We start from the raw sequence: 18651 nt of genomic DNA, 5'->3' as shown, positions 1-18651 counted from the left end.
GAACCTAACGGTTTTTAAAATACATTTATTTTAGAGGAAACTTCTCTCCAAGTTTTGTTTTGTAAGTAATTCCGATTGGAATCTCCGTTTTACTGATGGTAACTTTAGTACTACTTATTTTATGGATTTGTTTGCTATTAACAAGATAAGATCGGTGAATTCTTATAAAATTATAACATTTCATCTTTTCTTCCCACGTATTTAAACTGTCTAAAATTAATAGCTTTTCTTTATCGGTTACAATAGCCACATAATCTAATTCAGATTTGATATATAAAATTTCATCTACTTTTAATTTATGCATTGTTTTATTCGCATTTACAAAAATAAATTCATCATTCATTTCTGATAATTGTTCTCGAACTCGATTTACAGATTTTATAAAACGCTCATAAGAAAATGGTTTTACCAAATAATCTACAACCGCCAATTCAAAGGCAGCTACTGCAAAATTTGGATACGCAGTGGTGACAATAACTTTAGGTGGATTTTCTAGCGTTTTTAAAAAATCTAATCCATTTAACTCAGGCAATTCTATGTCTAGAAAAATAACATCTGCTTTTTTAAGCTTAGAAATAGGAATATCTAAACCCGATTCAAAAAAACCAAGGCAATGAATGAATTTTGTTTTTCTGAAATACAATTCTAGTACTTTTTGAGCATTTTTTTCATCTTCTAAAACAATACAGTTCATCATAACTCTAATTTTAAATGGACATTAAAAATTGCGTGAGTGTTACCAATCTGCAAGTTGTATTGATTCTTATACATTAAATCGAGTCTTTTTTGGATATTTGATAGTCCAACTCCGCTTTCCTCCCACTCAGTTGTAAGCTTGTAATTTTTATCAAATGAATTGTTACATGAAAAAATAAGCCTATTATTCTTCACCATATATTCGATTTCAATTTTATGATAATTTCCTTTTAATTTACTTGTATATTTTACCGCATTTTCAATAAATGTAATTAATAGCAATGGTGCAATTTGTAGTTGATTATTCTCAATTTTATTTGTAAAAATAATATTAATTTTTTCTCCCCAACGCAATCTATTTATTTCAATAAAATCTTTAATATGTGATAAGTCATCAGCGATAGAAACGGTATTCTTCTGCCCTTCATGTAAGACATATTTAAAATTATCTGACAATTTCAAAATCAATTCTGGTGCTTTTTTATTTCCCTCTAAACTGAATGCATAGATACTATTAAGTGTGTTTAATAAGAAATGCGGATTTATTTGCACTTTTAAACTATTAATTTCTGCAATCTTTTTTTCTTGGTCTAATTGGTAATTCTTTTTAATATAATAGAAACTCAAAAACAATATTCCTATAAAAAAATAATCTCCTAACGTTGCTAAATTATGTGTCAAAAAAGAATAAGTATCTATTTGATGAATCATTTTTAGGATCAAGAATTTAGATACTATTGTTCCTAAAACTGTCATTACAATTGTAAATATTGTAATACTAATTATTTTGAATTTACTCTTTAACGGAAAGAAGTAATAATAACAAACATAGGCGAAAACGATAGTCAGTAAAATATTGCTATTGGATGTTTTCCATTGTAAAACGGCATATGAATCTCCAGCATAATTCAATAGTGGAAATGTAATATATAAGCACCAAAAAAAAAGATGTAGATACACTTCTTTTTTGACAATATCTTCAAACTTAATAGTCATATTACTCTACATTTATTGATAGTATTTGCACCTTTCCTTGTTGATTTTTTATAATTAATTGGTAATTTCCATTCTCTAAAACTAATGATTTTTTATCATCTTTATTTTTAATTTCTACAATATCTGCTGCAACTGTATTTTCAAATCCTTCATTAGCATGATATGCAAAAACTAAATAAGGAAAATCTAATTGAATTTTAGAATAAGGAATGTTAACTATTTTTCTGTTTTTTATCATTAATAACCAATCTGGCCGTCCATTTATATATTTTGTTTTCGGAAAATACACTTGAATATCGTAATTTTCTTTGTCTGGAGAAAAATAGTCTCCTACTGTGTTTTTAAAAACACTGATGTCTGTTGGAGGGTTTTTATCAATAAGTTTCCTATAAGGATTCTTCGTTTTTTCAGAGAATGTTTCTAACCATGTGGTTTGTTTTATTGTAAACGGGTTTAAACCTGATTGCTGTTTTAAAACTGCGCCCATCATTCCCAAATTACCTTCGTGCATTTTCTCTGCTAAATGACCATAACCACAATGAATAACTATTTTAGATTTAGGGTGTTTTTCTAAATAGTTTAAAATATTCTTTGCTTGTCCTTTTTCACGTGCAGACCATCTTTTCATCGGATCTTTTATGGAATCGTTCGGTATAGATTCATAAGGCAAAACCTTATAGTTTAACTGAAGTGCTTTCCGAATCATATTACCATATTGAGGGTCTCTTAAGTAGTATCCTGTTGTGAGGAGCGGATATTTTCTAGTATTTAAAAGAGCATCAAATTTTTTATTATTCGGAGGCTTAATAGTTTCCACAAACAAAGTTTTAAACCCTTTTGCTTTCAATTTTTCTAAAACCAATTGAGAAAAAACTCTATTTTGAGCACTATAATGAGCTTCATTAATAATTACAATTTGATGTTTTCCAGCTTCTTTTATAATTTCTTTTATTGCGGATACAGGTTTATAATTTTTAAAATTGGGATGGAGAACTCCCTGTTTATGATTTAACCCTTTATAATTTAAAATAAACTCTTCCTCTAATCGCAATGTATTTTTATAGTCTCCTATGTTTGTGAAATTTATAGCATAATGTTGATAATTTTTCGCAGTAGTATCTTTCTTGTAAAGTGCTTCTATTTCTGAAGAAAAGAGGTATTCACTATTTGATTGAGAATAACCAACATTTATCCAAAAAAATAAAGCCAATAGCGCTATACAGTATTTCATAATTTTTTTTTTAAAGATGAATAATGCTACAAATATTGAATATATTAATATGTTTTAAAATTATTATCTATCAAGTACCGTAATTAATCTATGAACTTGAAAATTCATGCTTTTGTATTTCTAATAGGATATTTTAGATTTAAGTTTTTAGCGACATCTTTTTTATGACAGTTGGGCTATTCTGTTTTTGTTAATGTAGAATACCCCCAAAGAGTTTGAAACCCTTTGGGGTTTTTGGAAATAAAATCAAACTCCACAATGGTTACTAATTCTTGATAAAAATAATTATTTACGTTTTTTTACATTTATTTCAATCATATCATAGTTACTTTTGGTTAACTATGAATCATAAACGTTTTGACTCTAATAAAATTCCTGATTTAATTGAAGAATACTTCTATCTTTCTTTTGACGAAAAAGACATCCCATTCAAATCTGTCGTTTTACCTATTGGATTAACACATCTATTTTATATTGGATCTGGCTCGCAAAATGTTGTAGTTGATGATCATGAAACATGTCTAAAAGGTCTTATTATTACTGGTCAATACTTTAGATCTTACAATTTTTCAACCCATTCTAAGACAAATTCAATTGGTGCTAATTTGCATCCTACAGCCCTTCATAAGTTATTGAATATTGATGTTTCTGAATTATTAAATACACATGCACCGTTAAAAAAAATTAATAATACTTTTTATAATAAGCTTTTACCAATTTTTGAAAACTCTAAAGGTCCTAAAGAATTAATTTGTAATTTAAATTCATTTTTTTTGAATGCACCACTGCATATTGATAAAAACACAAAACAAATTGATCATGCAATTTGCTTAATTAGAGAAAAAGAGGGTTTATTGAGTGTCTTAAACATTATGGATGAAATTTCAATTTCTCAAAAAACATTAGAAATACAGTTTAAAAAAATAGTAGGTCTAACTCCAGGAAGGTATATAAGACAATTTCGTTTTCAGAATTTAATGAAAAAATACTTCTCTGATGAAATTGAGTTAAAAGATTTAATTTATAAATATAATTATTATGATTCTTCTCATTTTTCAAAAGATTTTAAATTGTTTATGAATCAAGATCTTAAATCATTTTTTAAACAAGATTACCCATTATTAGAAGAATACTTAACAGAATAAAGTTTTACGTTTTTTACAACCTTTTCATTTAAGACTACAGTATCTTTATAATATTATAATTTTATTGATTATAATATTTGCTATGAAGTTTAAAAAGACCAAATTTAATTATTTGGTCTTTTTACATTTTCAGTCTTACATAAATTATTAGTAAAGTTGAAAATTATTTTTTATAAAAAATAAACACAAAAAGTATTTCCCTTCTGAGTTCTTTAAGCCAAAATTTCTATAGAAATATTACATTCTTTTTATCGTAGCATCACCAATAACAATTCCTTTTTTCAATTTGGCAGTTCCTTTGTACAAAACAGTTGCTTCACCATAAGAGGATACTTTTATTCTTTCAGATACATTTAATTGAAAGGTTCCATTGCCATAAGCGGTTAGCTTTGTTTCTTTTGAAATAACATCAGATGCCATTATCTTACTGGCACCATAAGCGGTTATTTTTTGCTTTTGAATCGTGCCTTTTTCAATATTTAAAAAACTATCACCATAGATCGAAACATTGAAACGATCTACTTTAATAGTATTGATAAGCACTTCAGGTTTTCCGTACATACGCAAGGTGCAATTTTCTTGAATTAATGGGGTTTGAAAGGTAATTTTCTCTTCTCCTCTTAAAGAAAATGTATCGACATCTGTATACGTAATCGTTAATTTTACCACTCGATTTTTATACAATGGGACTTTTCTTTCTTGATTTCTGATTACTACTTTTTTATTTTTGGTGTAGGTTTTTGCTCCTTCTAAGTAGACTTGCAATGTTCCGTTTTCTATTTCGTATAAAAACTTTTCTTTAGGAACAGATATCTCTTCGATCACAATACTCGGTGTTGTTCCTTTTTTAAAGACCGTTTCTATATGCGGACTTACAATAATTTTGTTAAAATTTTCTTCAAACTTTATGGTTTTTTGTGCGTTTAAACTATTTATTATAAATAGCAAAGCTGTAAAAAAAATACCTATTTTATATTTCATAATTTCTATTTTAGCGTTCGGTTTTATTTGTTAGACTTCGTTTCAATTTTTCTATTGCTATAGAAAAGACTCGATGATGTTTGATTTGTGACTATTTTGAATAACTTACTCAAATTTTAAATATTTAATCAAATCTATTTTTGTAGCATTATACGCTTTTAAACCCACTACAATAAAGACTAAAATACTTAATATTATAGGTGTTAAGAGAAAAGGAATCATTGGCATGTCTATTCGATATACAAAATTTTCTAGCCAGTTTTCCATAAAGTAATATGCAATCGGCATTAAAATTACAGAGGCTATGAACGTAATCTTTAAAAAAATTTTCATTAACTGAAACATAATTTCTTTAACAGATGCGCCCAATGTTTTACGAATAGCCACTTCTTTTAAGCGTTGTTGAATGGTTAAGGTTGCCAAAGCAAATAAACCCAACAGAGAAATAATGATTACAATAGAAGTTAAAATAAAAAATAGGGTTTGTTGTTTTTGATATTTTTTATAAGTTCTTGCAAATCGTTTGTCTAAAAATTGTGATCTAAAAGGATAGCCTTGTTCAATATTTTCTTTCCAATAATTTTCAATAAAGTTTAATGTTTCTTGAGGTTTTTTTGGCTTAATTTTAAACTGCATCCACCAAAAATTATTTTTTAAAAAAGAATATGTGTTCCAGTGAGTGGTTATTGTAGGTACAATTTTACTATCTAAACCATACGCATGATAATCTTTTATCATACCAATAACATTTAATTGTATAGGAACTTTATCTTTGCCATAATACCCAGGAGTTATTTGTTTTCCAATAGGATCATCATAAATATTAAATATTTTTGCTAAAGTTTCGTTTATAATAACATTATTTATGGTGTCTGATGCTATACTTTCTTGAAAAAACCTTCCTTTCAGCAATTTAATATCCATTGTTTGTAAATAATCAAAATCTACCGCATCTACGAATGTTTGTTGCGTAAGTTCTTTATACTCAACATTTGTTGACATGGAACTTCCGCCACCAATGATGAAAGAGTTACTGGTTACCACATCTATATTTGGATGCTTTATCAATTCTTTTTTGGCCAATTCGTATTTTTTGTATCTATTTTTATAGGTATTGATGGGTACAATCACAACTTGACTTCCATTAAAGCCAAGATCTTTATGCATCATATAATCTACTTGATGGTAAATAATTATAGAGCCTATTAAAAAAAATCCAGAAATTAGAAATTGAAGCCCCAACATTATATTTCTTGCAAAAACACCTTTTTTACTTCTTGAAATATTTCCTTTTAGAACTTCTACAGCTTTAAATTTAGAGACATAAATAGCGGGAATAAAACCAACCACAAGCGCTATTATACATGCTATCACAGCAACTTTTATTAATAATTTTAAATTAAGAATAGAAATTTCTTTATCCATAAAATTATTAAATGAAGGTAAAACAAGTTCAACTAATAGTAATGCTAGTAAAAAAGCAATACATACTTGGAGCACAATTTCTAAAGTAAACTGTTTTGTTAGCGAACCTTTAGAAAGTCCCAATGTTTTTTTTACGCCAACTTCTTTTGCTCTTTGTGTTGCAGAAGCAATTGATAAATTGATAAAATTAACACAAGAAATAATTATTAATAAAATTGATAGTGATAACATGACCATAATCAATTGGTAATTTCCTTTTCCCTCGGGACCTGCTTGTTCTGCGATTGTTTTTAAACGGATGTCTTTTAAAGGTTCAAAAATAACAGTTGTTCCATATTTTTTAAAAAATTCTTCAGTAGAAACACCTTCTTTTTTTGCTTGCGGCACTGTAGCATTTTTATACCAAACATCATTTGCTTTTTTATTTAGATTGTCTAAAATTGATTCTTTATGTGTTTTTACAAATAAGTTATTAGAAAAATTACCCCAATGTCCATCTGGTACTTTTTTGAATTGAATCACCATACTTGGCATAAAATAATGCTTTCCAATTATTTTATAAACAGTGGTAATTATAAATGTTCTGTTATAAAATTCAAGTGTTTTACCAATTGCAGGCTCTTTACCAAATAAAATCTTTGCTTGTTTTTCTGATATTGCTAAATGGTTTCTTGCCTCTTGAAAGGTTTGAGCACTTCCTTCTATAATTTGAAACGGAAAAAAGATAAAAAAATCAGCACTTCCTTCCAATATATCTTCAGCATATAGCTCTTTTCCATTAAATTTAATCACGGAACTTTCTAACCAACCATTGCTTAAATAAAAATTAGTTACTTCTGGGATCTCTTCTGTATACTTTGCTCCTTCAGGATCTGTGCTGTTATCCCAAATACCATCAGTCATTTTATGAATAACTCTATAGATTTCATTCACATTTGGGTTTTCTAGATTGTAACTTTGTTCATCATTCAAATATAATAGAACCAATAGAAGCCCCGCAAAACCAAGCGTTAAACCTGCAATATTAACCACGATATTTAACCAATTTTTCTTACTATTTCTATAAAATATTTTAAACCACGTTTTTAACATAATTATTCGAATTTTAAATATTTTATCAAATCTATTTTTGTTGCGTTATAGGCTTTTAAGCCCACAACAATAAGCACTAAAAACATCAATATAATGGGTGCTATTAAATAAGGAAGCCATGGCATTTTTATTCTGTAGATAAAATTGTCTAACCAATTTTGTAATAAATAGTATGCAATAGGTATTAAAAATAAAGATGCAACTAAGACAATTTTTATAAAACTTTTTACAAGCTGATGTATGATTTCTTTTACAGATGCACCCAAAGTTTTACGAATGGCAACTTCTTTTAACCGTTGCTGTATTGTTAGAGTTGCCAGTGCAAATAACCCAAGTAGTGCAACAATAATTACAACAATAGTTAATATGGTAGATAGTGTTTGTTGCTGTTTGTATTTTTCATAGGTTTTTTGAAACTGTTTATCTACAAAATGATATGAAAATGGAAAACCAACCTCTATTTCTGTGTTCCAAAAGCGTTCTATTTTAGCAATTGTTTTTTCCATATTTTCTGGTTTCAATTTAAATTGAGCTGTTCTTAGATTGAATTTTAACCAATTTATTGCATTAAAGTGTAGGTAAAAGATGGGCTTTATTTTTTTATCAAATCCATTTATGTGGTAATCTTTTACAACACCGATTACTTTAAACTTTTTACCAAAAACTTGTATCGATTTATCTAATGGCTCTTCTAAATTCAACCTACTTACAGCGGTTTCATTCAGAATAATTCCTGTAATTGAGTCAGATGAAAATTGTTTAGAAAAAGTTCTTCCTAATTTCATTTGAAGCGATAACATTTCGAAATGTCCATAATCTACTGGTATAAATTTGGTATCTACTCGATTCTCTTTGTAAATTATATCATTAGAAAAATCTTCATCAGTTCCTGGAGTTTCTAGACTTGTAGATATTTTTAAAATATTAGGATCTTTTTCAAAAAAATTTTTCACCAATTGATATCGCTTCCATTTATTTGCATCATTCGCAAAATCTACCACCAAAACTTGATCTCCGTTAAAGCCTAATTCTTTAGAATTCATATATTGTACTTGATACGAAACAACCAAGCCTCCGATGATAAAAAAACCAGAAATAACAAATTGTACACCTAACATTAGATTTCTAAGAAATACCATACTTTTATTTCTAGAGAAATTTCCTTTTAAAACTTGAATTATTTTAAAGTTAGACATGTACAATGCAAATAAAACGCCAATGAAAAGCGCAATAAAAAGTGTTAGTAAAGAGATTTGAAATACTAATTTTATATTTCTCAAACTCAAGCTGGTATTCAAATAATCATTAAAAAAAGGCAGTATCAATTCCGAAATTAAGAGCGCTAATAATAATGAGATTGCACATTGAACAACAATTTCTAATACAAATTGGAGTTTTAATCTTTTAGCGGTGATTCCTAATACTTTCTTAACACCCACTTCTTTTGCTCTTTGACTTCCAGAAGCAATCGATAAATTGATGAAATTAATACTAGAAATAACAATAATCAAAATAGATAATGTTAACATTATCATCAAAAAAAGATAATTCCCCTTCCCTTCCAACGGACCTGTATCTCCTTTAGAATGCAATCTAAATCCATTTAGTTTTTCTAGAAAAGGAACAGATCCTTGGTTATCAATAAATGCTTCAACCGTTACTCCATTTTCTGATGCTTCTTTCTTATAGTAATTATCAACAAAAACTTGTTGTATTTTATTTTCGATTTCTTTGATATTAACACCTTTCTTTATTTTGTAGTAAGTATGATTAGAAAATGCACCCCAATTATTTTTTAAACTATTATTAATTCTTCTATTCATAATTACTTGGGGCGCAAGCGTAGAAGATTCTTGTAAGTTAAAGACACCAGAGACGATATAATCTTTCAACCCAATTTTTATCGATTTCCCTAATGCTGTATTCTTCCCAAAAAGCTGTTTTCTAATGTGATCAGAAATTACAATTGCACTTTTAGAAGCCAATATGTTTTTTGAATTCCCTTCTATAATTTTGTGTGGAAAAAACTCAAAAAAGTTGGGAGAACTTGATACTATTTTCTTTGTGTAAACTGACTTAGTATCAAATTTTAATAAATCACTACCATACCAAGATGGCATTCTTAAATAATCTGTAATTTCTGGAATAATCTCTGCAGATTTAGAGCCTTCTGGATGTGTGCTATCATCAAACAATTGTCCGTCAGAAAATGCATGACCTACTTTATATACTTCATCTTTGTAAGGATTCCATTGGTCATAAGAATTTTCTTCGTTAAAATAAAGTAATACCAATATTAAACCAACCAGTCCTAAAGACAAACCACTTACATTGATGATAATATTTAACCAATTTTTCTTACTATTTCTAAAGAATATTTTAAACCAAGTTTTTAACATAATTATTCGAATTTTAAATATTTTATCAAATCTATTTTTGTTGCGTTAAAAGCTTTTAATCCAACAACTACAAAAACTAAAAGGATTAAAATCATTGGAGTTAACACATAAGGAAATATTGGCATATCTATTCTATACACAAAATTTTCTAACCAGTTTTCCATAAAGAAGTAAGCAATAGGAACAAGTATTACTGAAGAAACCACCACAACTTTTAAGAAGTTTCTTAGTAACTGAAACATGATTTCTTTTACAGATGCTCCTAGAGTTTTGCGAATTGCAACTTCTTTTAAACGTTGCTGAATGGTTAATGTTGCCAGAGCAAATAAGCCCAAAAGAGAAATTAAAATTACCAAAATCGATAAGATTAAAAATAGCGTTTGCTGTTTCTGGTATTTATCATACGTTTTCGCAAAATTCTTATCTAAAAATTGATAGGAAAAAGGGTATTTAGCATCTACATTTTGTTTCCAAAAAGTTTCTATTTCTGCTATCGTTTGGTCAATATTAGTTCCTTTTATTTTAAACTGAATGGCCGGCATCCATGTTTTTGCGAATTCGAAAGTATTCCACAATCCTAAAAACATGGGTGCAATTTTGGTATCAAAGCCTTCAAAATGATAATCTTGAATTACGCCAATTACTTCAAAATTAGTATCATTATCAGACCAACCTACATCTACAATTTCACCAATTGGGTTTTTAGCGATGCCCAACATTTTAGCCGCTGTTTCATTTATAATTAGCTTATTTATAGAATCTGATGCAATGTCTTTAGAAAAATCTCGTCCTTTTAGAATTTCAATTTTGGCAAAATCAATGTAGTTATAATCTACTAAATTAGAGGCAGCGTTAAAACCGATATCATTCTTTTTATGATTTAAAGATGTACCATTTACAAAACCATCTCCTGGTACAAACATACTTGCGGTAACAGCTGTTATATTTTTACTTTGAGTTAAAACTTGTTGTGTTAATAAGAACTTTTTATATTCACTTTCAATACTAAATACTTCTACAGAAAGAACTTGTTCTTTATCGAAACCCAGCTCTTTTTGCATCATAAAATTCATCTGATTTCCAACAATTAACATACTGATAATAAAAAATCCAGATATTAAAAATTGAAGCCCCAACATGATATTTCTTGCCAAATTTCCTTTTTTACTTTTAGAAACACTTCCTTTTAAAACTTCTATCGCTTTAAAATTTGAAAGGTAAATTGCAGGAATACTTCCAACAAAAATCGATATTAAAATAGCTACAAAAAATAACGTTATTAAGGAGTTTGTATGTAAAATTGAAATTTCTTTTCCAACAAATTGATTAAAAAATGGCAATGCCAATTCAACAATTACTAGTGCTAAAACGAATGAAATAATTCCCTGTAAAACAATTTCAAATACATATTGAAAAAGCAATTGCTTTTTTGATAAACCTAAGGTTTTTTTTACACCAACTTCTTTTGCTCTTTGAATTGCAGATGCCACAGATAAGTTGATGAAATTCACACAAGAAATCACAATTAATAAAATTGATAAGCCTAGTAAAACCATCAATAATTGATAATTTCCTGTGCCACTTGGCCCTGCTCTTTTTGCAGAACTGTGTAAGTAAATAGTGTCTAATTTATCTAAAAGTACTGTTGGTATTCCATAACGTTCGTCAAATTCTTCTATGGTTACACCAGCTTCACCAGCATAGGGTTTATAGGCATTTCTAATAATTTGATTCATTTTTGGCTGTACAATCGCCAAATCTGAACCTTCTGTAATTCTACAAAATAACTCGTTGTTATGGTTTCCCCAATTCACTTCAAAAGCTTCAGAAAATTGCATTAGCAATTCTGGCTCATGATGCGCGTTTTTAGGCATTTCATACACACAAGTTACTGCGTAATCTTTACCATTAATTTTAACCAAGTTTCCTACGGCTTTTTCACCTTTAAAAAGACGCTCTGCATACGCTTTTGATAATGCAATATTCGTTCTTGTTTCTGCAAATTTTTCTGGGGAACCTTCTAAAATTTTGAAAGGAAAAAAGTCAAAAAATTGTGGCTCTGTAAAAATTAATTTATCAGTAAATTCAAATGCATCTTTAAATTGCAAAACCCTACTCCTATAATGTAAACCCACCATTACAGCTTCCGTAACTTCTGGAATTTCTTTCGGATACGTTAAATACATTCCAGCATTTACCGAAGTCCAAACATCTCCAGACTTTGGTTGTTTTATATTTACTCTATAAACATCATCTTTATTCGGGTTCCATTGATTGTAACTGTTTTCTTCATTTAGATATAATAAAATAATCAATAAACCAGCCAAACCCAATGTTAATCCGCTAATATTTATCAACGCATTTAGCCAATTTTTCTTGCTATTTCTAAAAAATATTTTAAACCATATTTGTAACATAATTTTACTTTTTTTTGATGGATTTAGATTCCCGTTCCTACCTGCCGAAGGCAGGGTTCACAGGAATGACAAATTCAATTGCTATAAAAACCTCGTTTTTAGGAGTTTTTTTCAACTAAAACATCCACTTTATGCTCGTTGGTTTTTTCTGATATGATTTCTCCGTCTTTTAAAGTTACAATTCTCGAAGAAAATTGCGCGTCATAAGACGAGTGTGTTACCATTATAATTGTGGCTCCTGTTGCGTGTAATTCTGTCAATAATTCCATCACATCATTTCCACTTTTACTATCTAAATTTCCAGTAGGCTCATCTGCTAAGATTAATTTAGGATTGGTAACCAAAGCTCTTGCAACGGCAACTCTTTGTTGCTGACCACCAGACAATTGCAACGGAAAATGTTTTGCTCTGTGTGCAATTCCAATGCGATCTAAAATCTCGGTAACTCGTTGTTTTCTTTCTGATGCTTTAACGTTGTTATAAATCAATGGCAACTCTACATTTTCATAAACCGTTAATTCATCAATCAAATTAAAATTCTGAAACACAAATCCGATATTTGCTTTTCGCAAACCTGCACGTTGTTTTTCGTTAAAAGTGGCTACTTCAGTTCCGTCAAAAAGATAACTTCCGTCATTTGGTGCGTCTAACAAACCAATGATGTTTAATAAGGTCGATTTCCCACAACCAGATGCGCCCATAATGGACACAAATTCACCTTTTTTAACTTCTAAACTTAATTTGTTTAAAGCTGTTGTTTCTACTTCTTCTGTTCTGTAAATTTTTACTAATTCTGTTATTTTAATCATTTTGTATATTTTAAATTGTTGTTTATTTTTTTTCTGGAGTCTAGATTCTAGAGGTCTAGATTCTAGACTGAACATTAATCTCCTCTACATTTTTATAATCATCATAACTTGAAGTAATCACCTTGTCTCCTACTTTTAATCCTTCTAAAACTTCGTAATAAAAAGGATTTTCTCTACCAATTTTAATACTTCTTTTTACGGCTTTATTTTCCTCATTTAAGACAAAAACCCAAGCACCATTGGTACTTTGATAAAACAAACCTTTAGATAATAAGATCGCTTCTGTTTTACCTGATAAAAACACTTTCGTTTTTAAAGACATGCCTCTTTTTACATCATTAGAAAGTGAATCTTGTTTAAAATTGAGTTCTAATTTAAATTGTCCGCCAACAATTTCTGAAAAAATCTTAGAAACTTGTACTTTATAATTTTTAGCGTTTACGGAAACGGTTCCAGAAATACCTTGTTTTAGTTTAGAAATATAATATTCATCTACATTTGCAACCAGTTTATAACCATCTAAAACATCCATTTTTCCAATAGGTTGACCTTGTGTATAGCTTTCACCCAAAATAGGATTAAAAGAAGATAATAAACCATCTACTGGCGCTTTTACTACAAAGTTTTCTTTGTTTTTATATAACAATTGTAAACTCTTTTCCATATTCGATAAAGAAGTATTTATTCTTGATAATTGATTATCTCTACTTTTTTTCTCGTTAAAAACACTTTCTTTAATCACTCCACTTCTCTCTTTCTGGAATTTAAATTCTTGTTGTGTTTTTTGATAATCGTTATTTGCAATCACTTCTTTTTTATATAAAGTAGAATCTAATTTGTACTGTCTTTTGGCATTTCTAAAATCATTATTGATACTTAACAACTGCTGATCTAAACTTAATTGCTGATTTTTTATGTTTACACGCAAGTTTCTTAAATTGTTAATTTGCTCTACCATTGCAGTTTCTTGTGTCAAATAATTCAATTCTGCATTGGGGTTGTAGACTTTTAAAAGTGGTGTTCCTTTTTTGATGGTTTGTCCACTTTCCACAAAAATTTCAGAAACAGCCCCACCTTGTATTACATTGACCAAAACAGATGTTTTAGGCTCTACTGTGCTGTTAAATAAAATAACATCTTCAAAATCGCCTTTTATAACTTCACGAATACTAATGCTATCTTTTTGTAAGTTGACTTGTTTTTTTCTAGTGGCATTCATTAAAATAATCACCAATAAAAAAACTGCTGGAATTCCCCATAGTAACATTTTTTGAGTTTTTTTATTTTTAGGTTTAATTTGCTTGTCCATAATTTACTGTTAGTTTGAATATGTTTATGCCACAAATATGCCATCAAGAAATAAAAATTAAAACACTTACATTCAGTCATTTAAAAAATAAGTAATTATTTAAAGTGTTCAAAAATGAACATATTCTTGTTCATATTCAAACAAATGACTAATTATGTAGGATGAGAAAAAAGGAAGCGACCATTTTAATTGTAGATGATGATGATGATATTTTATTTTCGGCAAGAATTAGCTTGAAAAAATATTTTTCTAAAATTATTACGGAGAATAATCCGAAGAATATCAATTCTCATATCACAAAAAACACCATTGATGTGGTTTTGTTAGATATGAATTACAGAATTGGTTTCGAAGACGGAAAAGAAGGTTTGTATTGGCTGAAAAACATTAAAGAAATTAGTCCAGAAACAACCATTCTTTTAATGACTGCTTTTGGGAGTGTCAATTTAGCTGTTGATGCCATAAAAAAGGGAGCAACCGATTTTATTTTAAAACCTTGGACAACCGAAAAGCTGTATGCAGCAGTAAATGCGGGCGTAGAATTGGCACGTTCGAAACGAAAAAATACGCAACTAGAAACCATACAAGAACACCAAGACAAAGAATTTCATCAGAAAACAGAACATATTATTGGAAACTCTTCTGCGATGCAATCTGCCATGAACTTGGTGAGAAAAGTTGCTCCAACGGATGCAAATGTTTTAATTTTAGGAGAAAACGGAACTGGAAAATTTGTGTTTGCCAAAGAAATTCATTTGCAATCGACTCGAAAAAATCATCCTTTTATACATGTAGATTTAGGTTCTTTAAACGAAAACTTGTTTGAAAGTGAATTGTTTGGCTATGTTAAAGGAGCATTTACAGATGCACACAAAGACACATTGGGAAGATTTGAATTGGCCAAAGGTGGTACTATTTTTTTAGATGAAATTGGAAATTTACCCTTGCATTTGCAGTCTAAATTGTTAACGGTTATTCAGAACAGAAAAGTAACGCGTTTAGGCGAAGGAAAAGAAAGAGAAATAGATGCACGAATTATCTGCGCTACAAACGCGCCGATTCATCAAATGGTAGAGGAACAAACTTTTAGACAAGATTTATTATTTAGAATTAACACCATTGAACTGAATTTGCCACCACTTCGCAACAGAACAGATGATGTAAAACTATTAGCCACTCATTTTTTAGAAAAACTAACTCAAAAATATCGAAAGAAAATCACCAATTTTACCGCTGAAGCCTTAAAAGCCATGGAAAATTATCATTGGCCAGGAAACATTAGAGAAATAGAGCATATTGTAGAACGCGCGGTAATTATTACAGATAATACCGTTATAGAAATTTCAGATTTGCATTTTTCCACAAAAAAAATAGCTATAAATTTAACAGAGAGTTTGAACTTAGAGGAAACTGAAAAACTACTCATTCAGCAAGCAATTCAAAAACATCAAGGTAATATTTCTAAAGCTGCCAAAGATTTAGGTTTAACAAGAGCCGCTTTGTATAGAAGATTAGAGAAACATCAAATCTAAATGGGAAAATCACAGTATATTCAAGTTATCATTCGTTTGTTATTATTGATTGTAAATGGTGTTGTTATTATTTACAGCTTTAAAAAAGGCTTTATTGTAAATACCATCGGATTTTCGTTGTTCCTCTTATTTCAATTTTTTCTTTTTACTGAATACATTAAAAAAGGGTTTACAGACATTGAAAAATCGATTGATTGCTTATTATTTGATGATTATTCAAATACCATTTCAGCTGAAAAAAGAAAGAATCCGCTACATAATAAAACGGCGCTATTACTAGAAAAACATAGAAAACAAAGCCTTTTAAAATCATCTGAACAATTAATTTTTACCAATATTATTGAAAGTTTAGGAATTGGAATTTTAATTTTGAAGAAAGATGCTACTGGAGAAATTTCTGTATTTCAGATTAATAAAGCATTTGTGAATTTTTTAAAAATTCCGAAGTTTTATAACTGGAATCTGTTACAAACTAAAATAGGAGAACTCTCTAATTTTATAATCGATTGGAAAGAAATTAGAAATACAATATCCTTAAAAATTAATGAGCAGAAAGAAAATTTTTTCCTAAAAACAGCCGTTACCCAAACAAATGATTCCGAATATTTGGTTGTTTCTTTAGAGACCATTCAACAATTAATAGAAAAGAAAGAAAAAGAAGCTTGGTATAAATTGATGAATGTAATGTCTCATGAAATTATCAATACCATTACACCAATTAGTAGTTTGGCAGAGAATTTAAGTTCATTATTACAAGAAGAACATACAGATGAAGATACGATTGAAGAACTTTCGCAAGGTTTACGTATTATTAAAAGACGCTCGCAACATTTAACTTCTTTTGTAGATAGTTATCGAAAACTGGCAGAATTACCAATGCCAAATAAAAAAGAAATCGAGTTAACAAAAACAATTCAAACTACTTTAAGTTTATTTAAACAAGACTTTATTGACAAAAGCATTCATTTAATTTTTAAGAATGATACATCACATGCCATTCTTGCAGACAAGCAACAAATAGAGCAAATTCTCATCAACTTAATTTCTAATTGTATGTATGCATTAGAAGGTGTAAAAAATCCTACCATACAAATTTCTGTTGTAAAAGAGAACAATCGCTTGCATTTAGAAATTACTGATAACGGAATGGGTATTTCAGATGAAATTAAAGAAAACATTTTTGTCCCTTATTTTACAACAAGAAAAAATGGTTCTGGTATTGGTTTAACGCTTACCAAAAGTATTATGGAAGCGCATAAAGGTGTTATCAATTTCAATTCAAAAAAAGGTAAAACCTCTTTTACAATTACTTTTCTTTTATAAAACTGTCACATTTTAATTTTTGAGTGGTCATTTAATAAAACACTTTAAAACTCAAAAAAATGAAAAATAAAATTACACTTTTAAGCTTTTGTCTTTTTTTATCAGCAACCATTAATTTTGCTCAACAAAAAGTGGAAGCATCTGATATTATGAAAGATATCAAAGAAGGAAAATCTATTTCTTACAAAAATGCAACCATCGTTGGCGTTTTAGACTTTACCTATATGGACGAAGCCTTAGAAAAGTTGCCAAGAAAGAAAAAAAACAGTTGGTTTAACTGGAGTTCTGGAAATTCTTCTAACGAAGTTAAGAAAATGATTGATGTTAAAGTCTCATTTATCAATTGTACTTTTAAGAATGATGTTTTGGCATACATTCCAGATGAAGATTCTGGTTATACATTTACCGCAAGTTTTGATGATATAGCCATCTTTAAAAATTGTAATTTCGAACGCAAAGCCATGTTTAAATACTCTAGATTCAAAAGAAATGCAGATTTTTCTGGAACTACCTTTAATGATGATAGCACGTTTAAATATGCAAAGTTTGATAAAGATATTAATTTTTCAAAAGCAGTTTTTGATGAAATCGCTACGTTTAAATATGCAAAATTTAGTAGAAATGTAAGTTTTTCTAATGCCATATTCAAAGATGCTGCTACCTTTAAATATACCAATTTTTATGATGGTGTTTCTTTTGAAAATGCAAAATTTGAAGAAGATTTAAACATAAAGTATATGAAAGTATCTGGCGATTTTAACATTTCAAACATGGAAGTTGGCTATGAAATTGATTCGAAATACACCAAAATCAACGGAAAAAGCTTTAGTAAGCACTTAATTGACAAAAATTAGGTATTAATACCTATATGCAATTAAAACCTTTGCAGTAAATTGCACCATAATGGAAAACGGTTAGATTAGGGGCTAACCAAGACCAGATTACAGCTAGCTTCTTTATTCTTTAAAGAAGCTAGTTACATTTTAATCGTTTCCATTAGATTAGAGTCCTCCCAGAAATCACCTCTAAGTTGATTTATAAATTAAAAGGTTGGCCATTTCGCTAACCTTTTTTATTGAATTCATTTTAGATTTTATTCCATAAACCTTTTGTACATTTTGATATAGCTACATTCCAAAATGTAAGTTCGGAATCCTAAAAAATGATCCAGATTTTGGAATGATGTAAATTTATTATGGGTACAGCGTGATGTCAATTAAGTTTGTCATCCTATGTTTGCAAAAGGATATGGATTAAAGTATTTATATTAGATAGATATTAATAAAAAGGAGAAAG

Annotated in this window: 13 protein-coding genes; 4 read left to right on the top strand and 9 right to left on the bottom strand. The window is 28.9% G+C overall.

Annotated elements, in window-relative coordinates; translation table 11 throughout:
- Window positions 1-25 precede the first annotated feature (25 nt).
- From Q0998_RS16375 to Q0998_RS16365, 3 genes are read right to left on the bottom strand one after another with little or no spacing between them, the layout of a single operon-like run.
- Complete coding sequence (locus Q0998_RS16375; RefSeq protein WP_299671788.1) at window positions 26-697, bottom strand: LytTR family DNA-binding domain-containing protein; 672 nt, start codon at window positions 695-697, stop codon at window positions 26-28.
- Window positions 694-1692: a histidine kinase gene (locus Q0998_RS16370; RefSeq protein ID WP_299671786.1), complete on the bottom strand. Its 999-nt coding sequence runs from the start codon at window positions 1690-1692 to the stop codon at window positions 694-696. Before Q0998_RS16370 ends, Q0998_RS16375 begins: the two co-directional genes overlap by 4 nt.
- Window position 1693: 1 nt before the next feature.
- On the bottom strand, window positions 1694-2923 hold the full coding sequence (locus Q0998_RS16365) for a hypothetical protein (protein ID WP_299671784.1): 1230 nt from the start codon (window positions 2921-2923) through the stop codon (window positions 1694-1696).
- A 341-nt stretch (window positions 2924-3264) separates the two neighbouring features.
- Here Q0998_RS16365 and Q0998_RS16360 point away from each other — a divergent pair, with 341 nt between their 5' ends.
- Window positions 3265-4068: a helix-turn-helix domain-containing protein gene (locus tag Q0998_RS16360; protein WP_299671782.1), complete on the top strand. Its 804-nt coding sequence runs from the start codon at window positions 3265-3267 to the stop codon at window positions 4066-4068.
- A gap of 237 nt (window positions 4069-4305) precedes the next feature.
- On the opposite strand, the gene Q0998_RS16355 is transcribed toward Q0998_RS16360, so the two are convergent.
- The 6 genes from Q0998_RS16355 to Q0998_RS16330 form a co-directional block, all read right to left on the bottom strand.
- On the bottom strand, window positions 4306-5049 hold the full coding sequence (locus Q0998_RS16355; RefSeq protein ID WP_299671781.1) for a head GIN domain-containing protein: 744 nt from the start codon (window positions 5047-5049) through the stop codon (window positions 4306-4308).
- A gap of 105 nt (window positions 5050-5154) precedes the next feature.
- A complete protein-coding gene (locus Q0998_RS16350; protein WP_299671779.1) occupies window positions 5155-7566 on the bottom strand; it encodes an ABC transporter permease in 2412 nt (803 codons plus the stop codon).
- A 2-nt stretch (window positions 7567-7568) separates the two neighbouring features.
- Entirely contained in the window at window positions 7569-9965 is a 2397-nt protein-coding gene (locus Q0998_RS16345) for an ABC transporter permease (RefSeq protein ID WP_299671777.1), read from the bottom strand.
- 2 nt (window positions 9966-9967) lie between these two features.
- Complete coding sequence (locus Q0998_RS16340; protein ID WP_299671775.1) at window positions 9968-12382, bottom strand: ABC transporter permease; 2415 nt, start codon at window positions 12380-12382, stop codon at window positions 9968-9970.
- 98 nt (window positions 12383-12480) lie between these two features.
- Window positions 12481-13191 carry an ABC transporter ATP-binding protein gene (locus Q0998_RS16335; protein ID WP_299671773.1) on the bottom strand — a complete coding sequence of 237 codons (711 nt, stop codon included), beginning with the start codon at window positions 13189-13191 and terminating at the stop codon, window positions 12481-12483.
- Between the two features lie 55 nt (window positions 13192-13246).
- Window positions 13247-14500: an HlyD family efflux transporter periplasmic adaptor subunit gene (locus tag Q0998_RS16330; protein WP_299671771.1), complete on the bottom strand. Its 1254-nt coding sequence runs from the start codon at window positions 14498-14500 to the stop codon at window positions 13247-13249.
- 161 nt (window positions 14501-14661) lie between these two features.
- Between Q0998_RS16330 and Q0998_RS16325 the strand changes: the two genes are divergently transcribed.
- The 3 genes from Q0998_RS16325 to Q0998_RS16315 are packed head-to-tail and all read left to right on the top strand — an operon-like array spanning window position 14662 to window position 18209.
- Window positions 14662-16032, top strand: a complete 1371-nt coding sequence (locus Q0998_RS16325; RefSeq protein WP_299671769.1) for a sigma-54 dependent transcriptional regulator — start codon at window positions 14662-14664, stop codon at window positions 16030-16032.
- Window positions 16033-17355, top strand: a complete 1323-nt coding sequence (locus tag Q0998_RS16320; RefSeq protein ID WP_299671767.1) for a HAMP domain-containing sensor histidine kinase — start codon at window positions 16033-16035, stop codon at window positions 17353-17355. It abuts the gene before it with no gap.
- Window positions 17356-17414: 59 nt separating this feature from the next.
- Window positions 17415-18209, top strand: coding sequence for a pentapeptide repeat-containing protein (locus Q0998_RS16315; protein WP_299671765.1), 795 nt, complete (start codon window positions 17415-17417; stop codon window positions 18207-18209).
- Window positions 18210-18651: the final 442 nt, after the last annotated feature.

Source organism: uncultured Polaribacter sp., assembly GCF_947501385.1.
In the GTDB taxonomy this organism is placed as follows: domain Bacteria; phylum Bacteroidota; class Bacteroidia; order Flavobacteriales; family Flavobacteriaceae; genus Polaribacter.
Note: the sequence above shows the minus strand (reverse complement) of the source record. Positions and strands in the feature narration are given on the sequence as shown.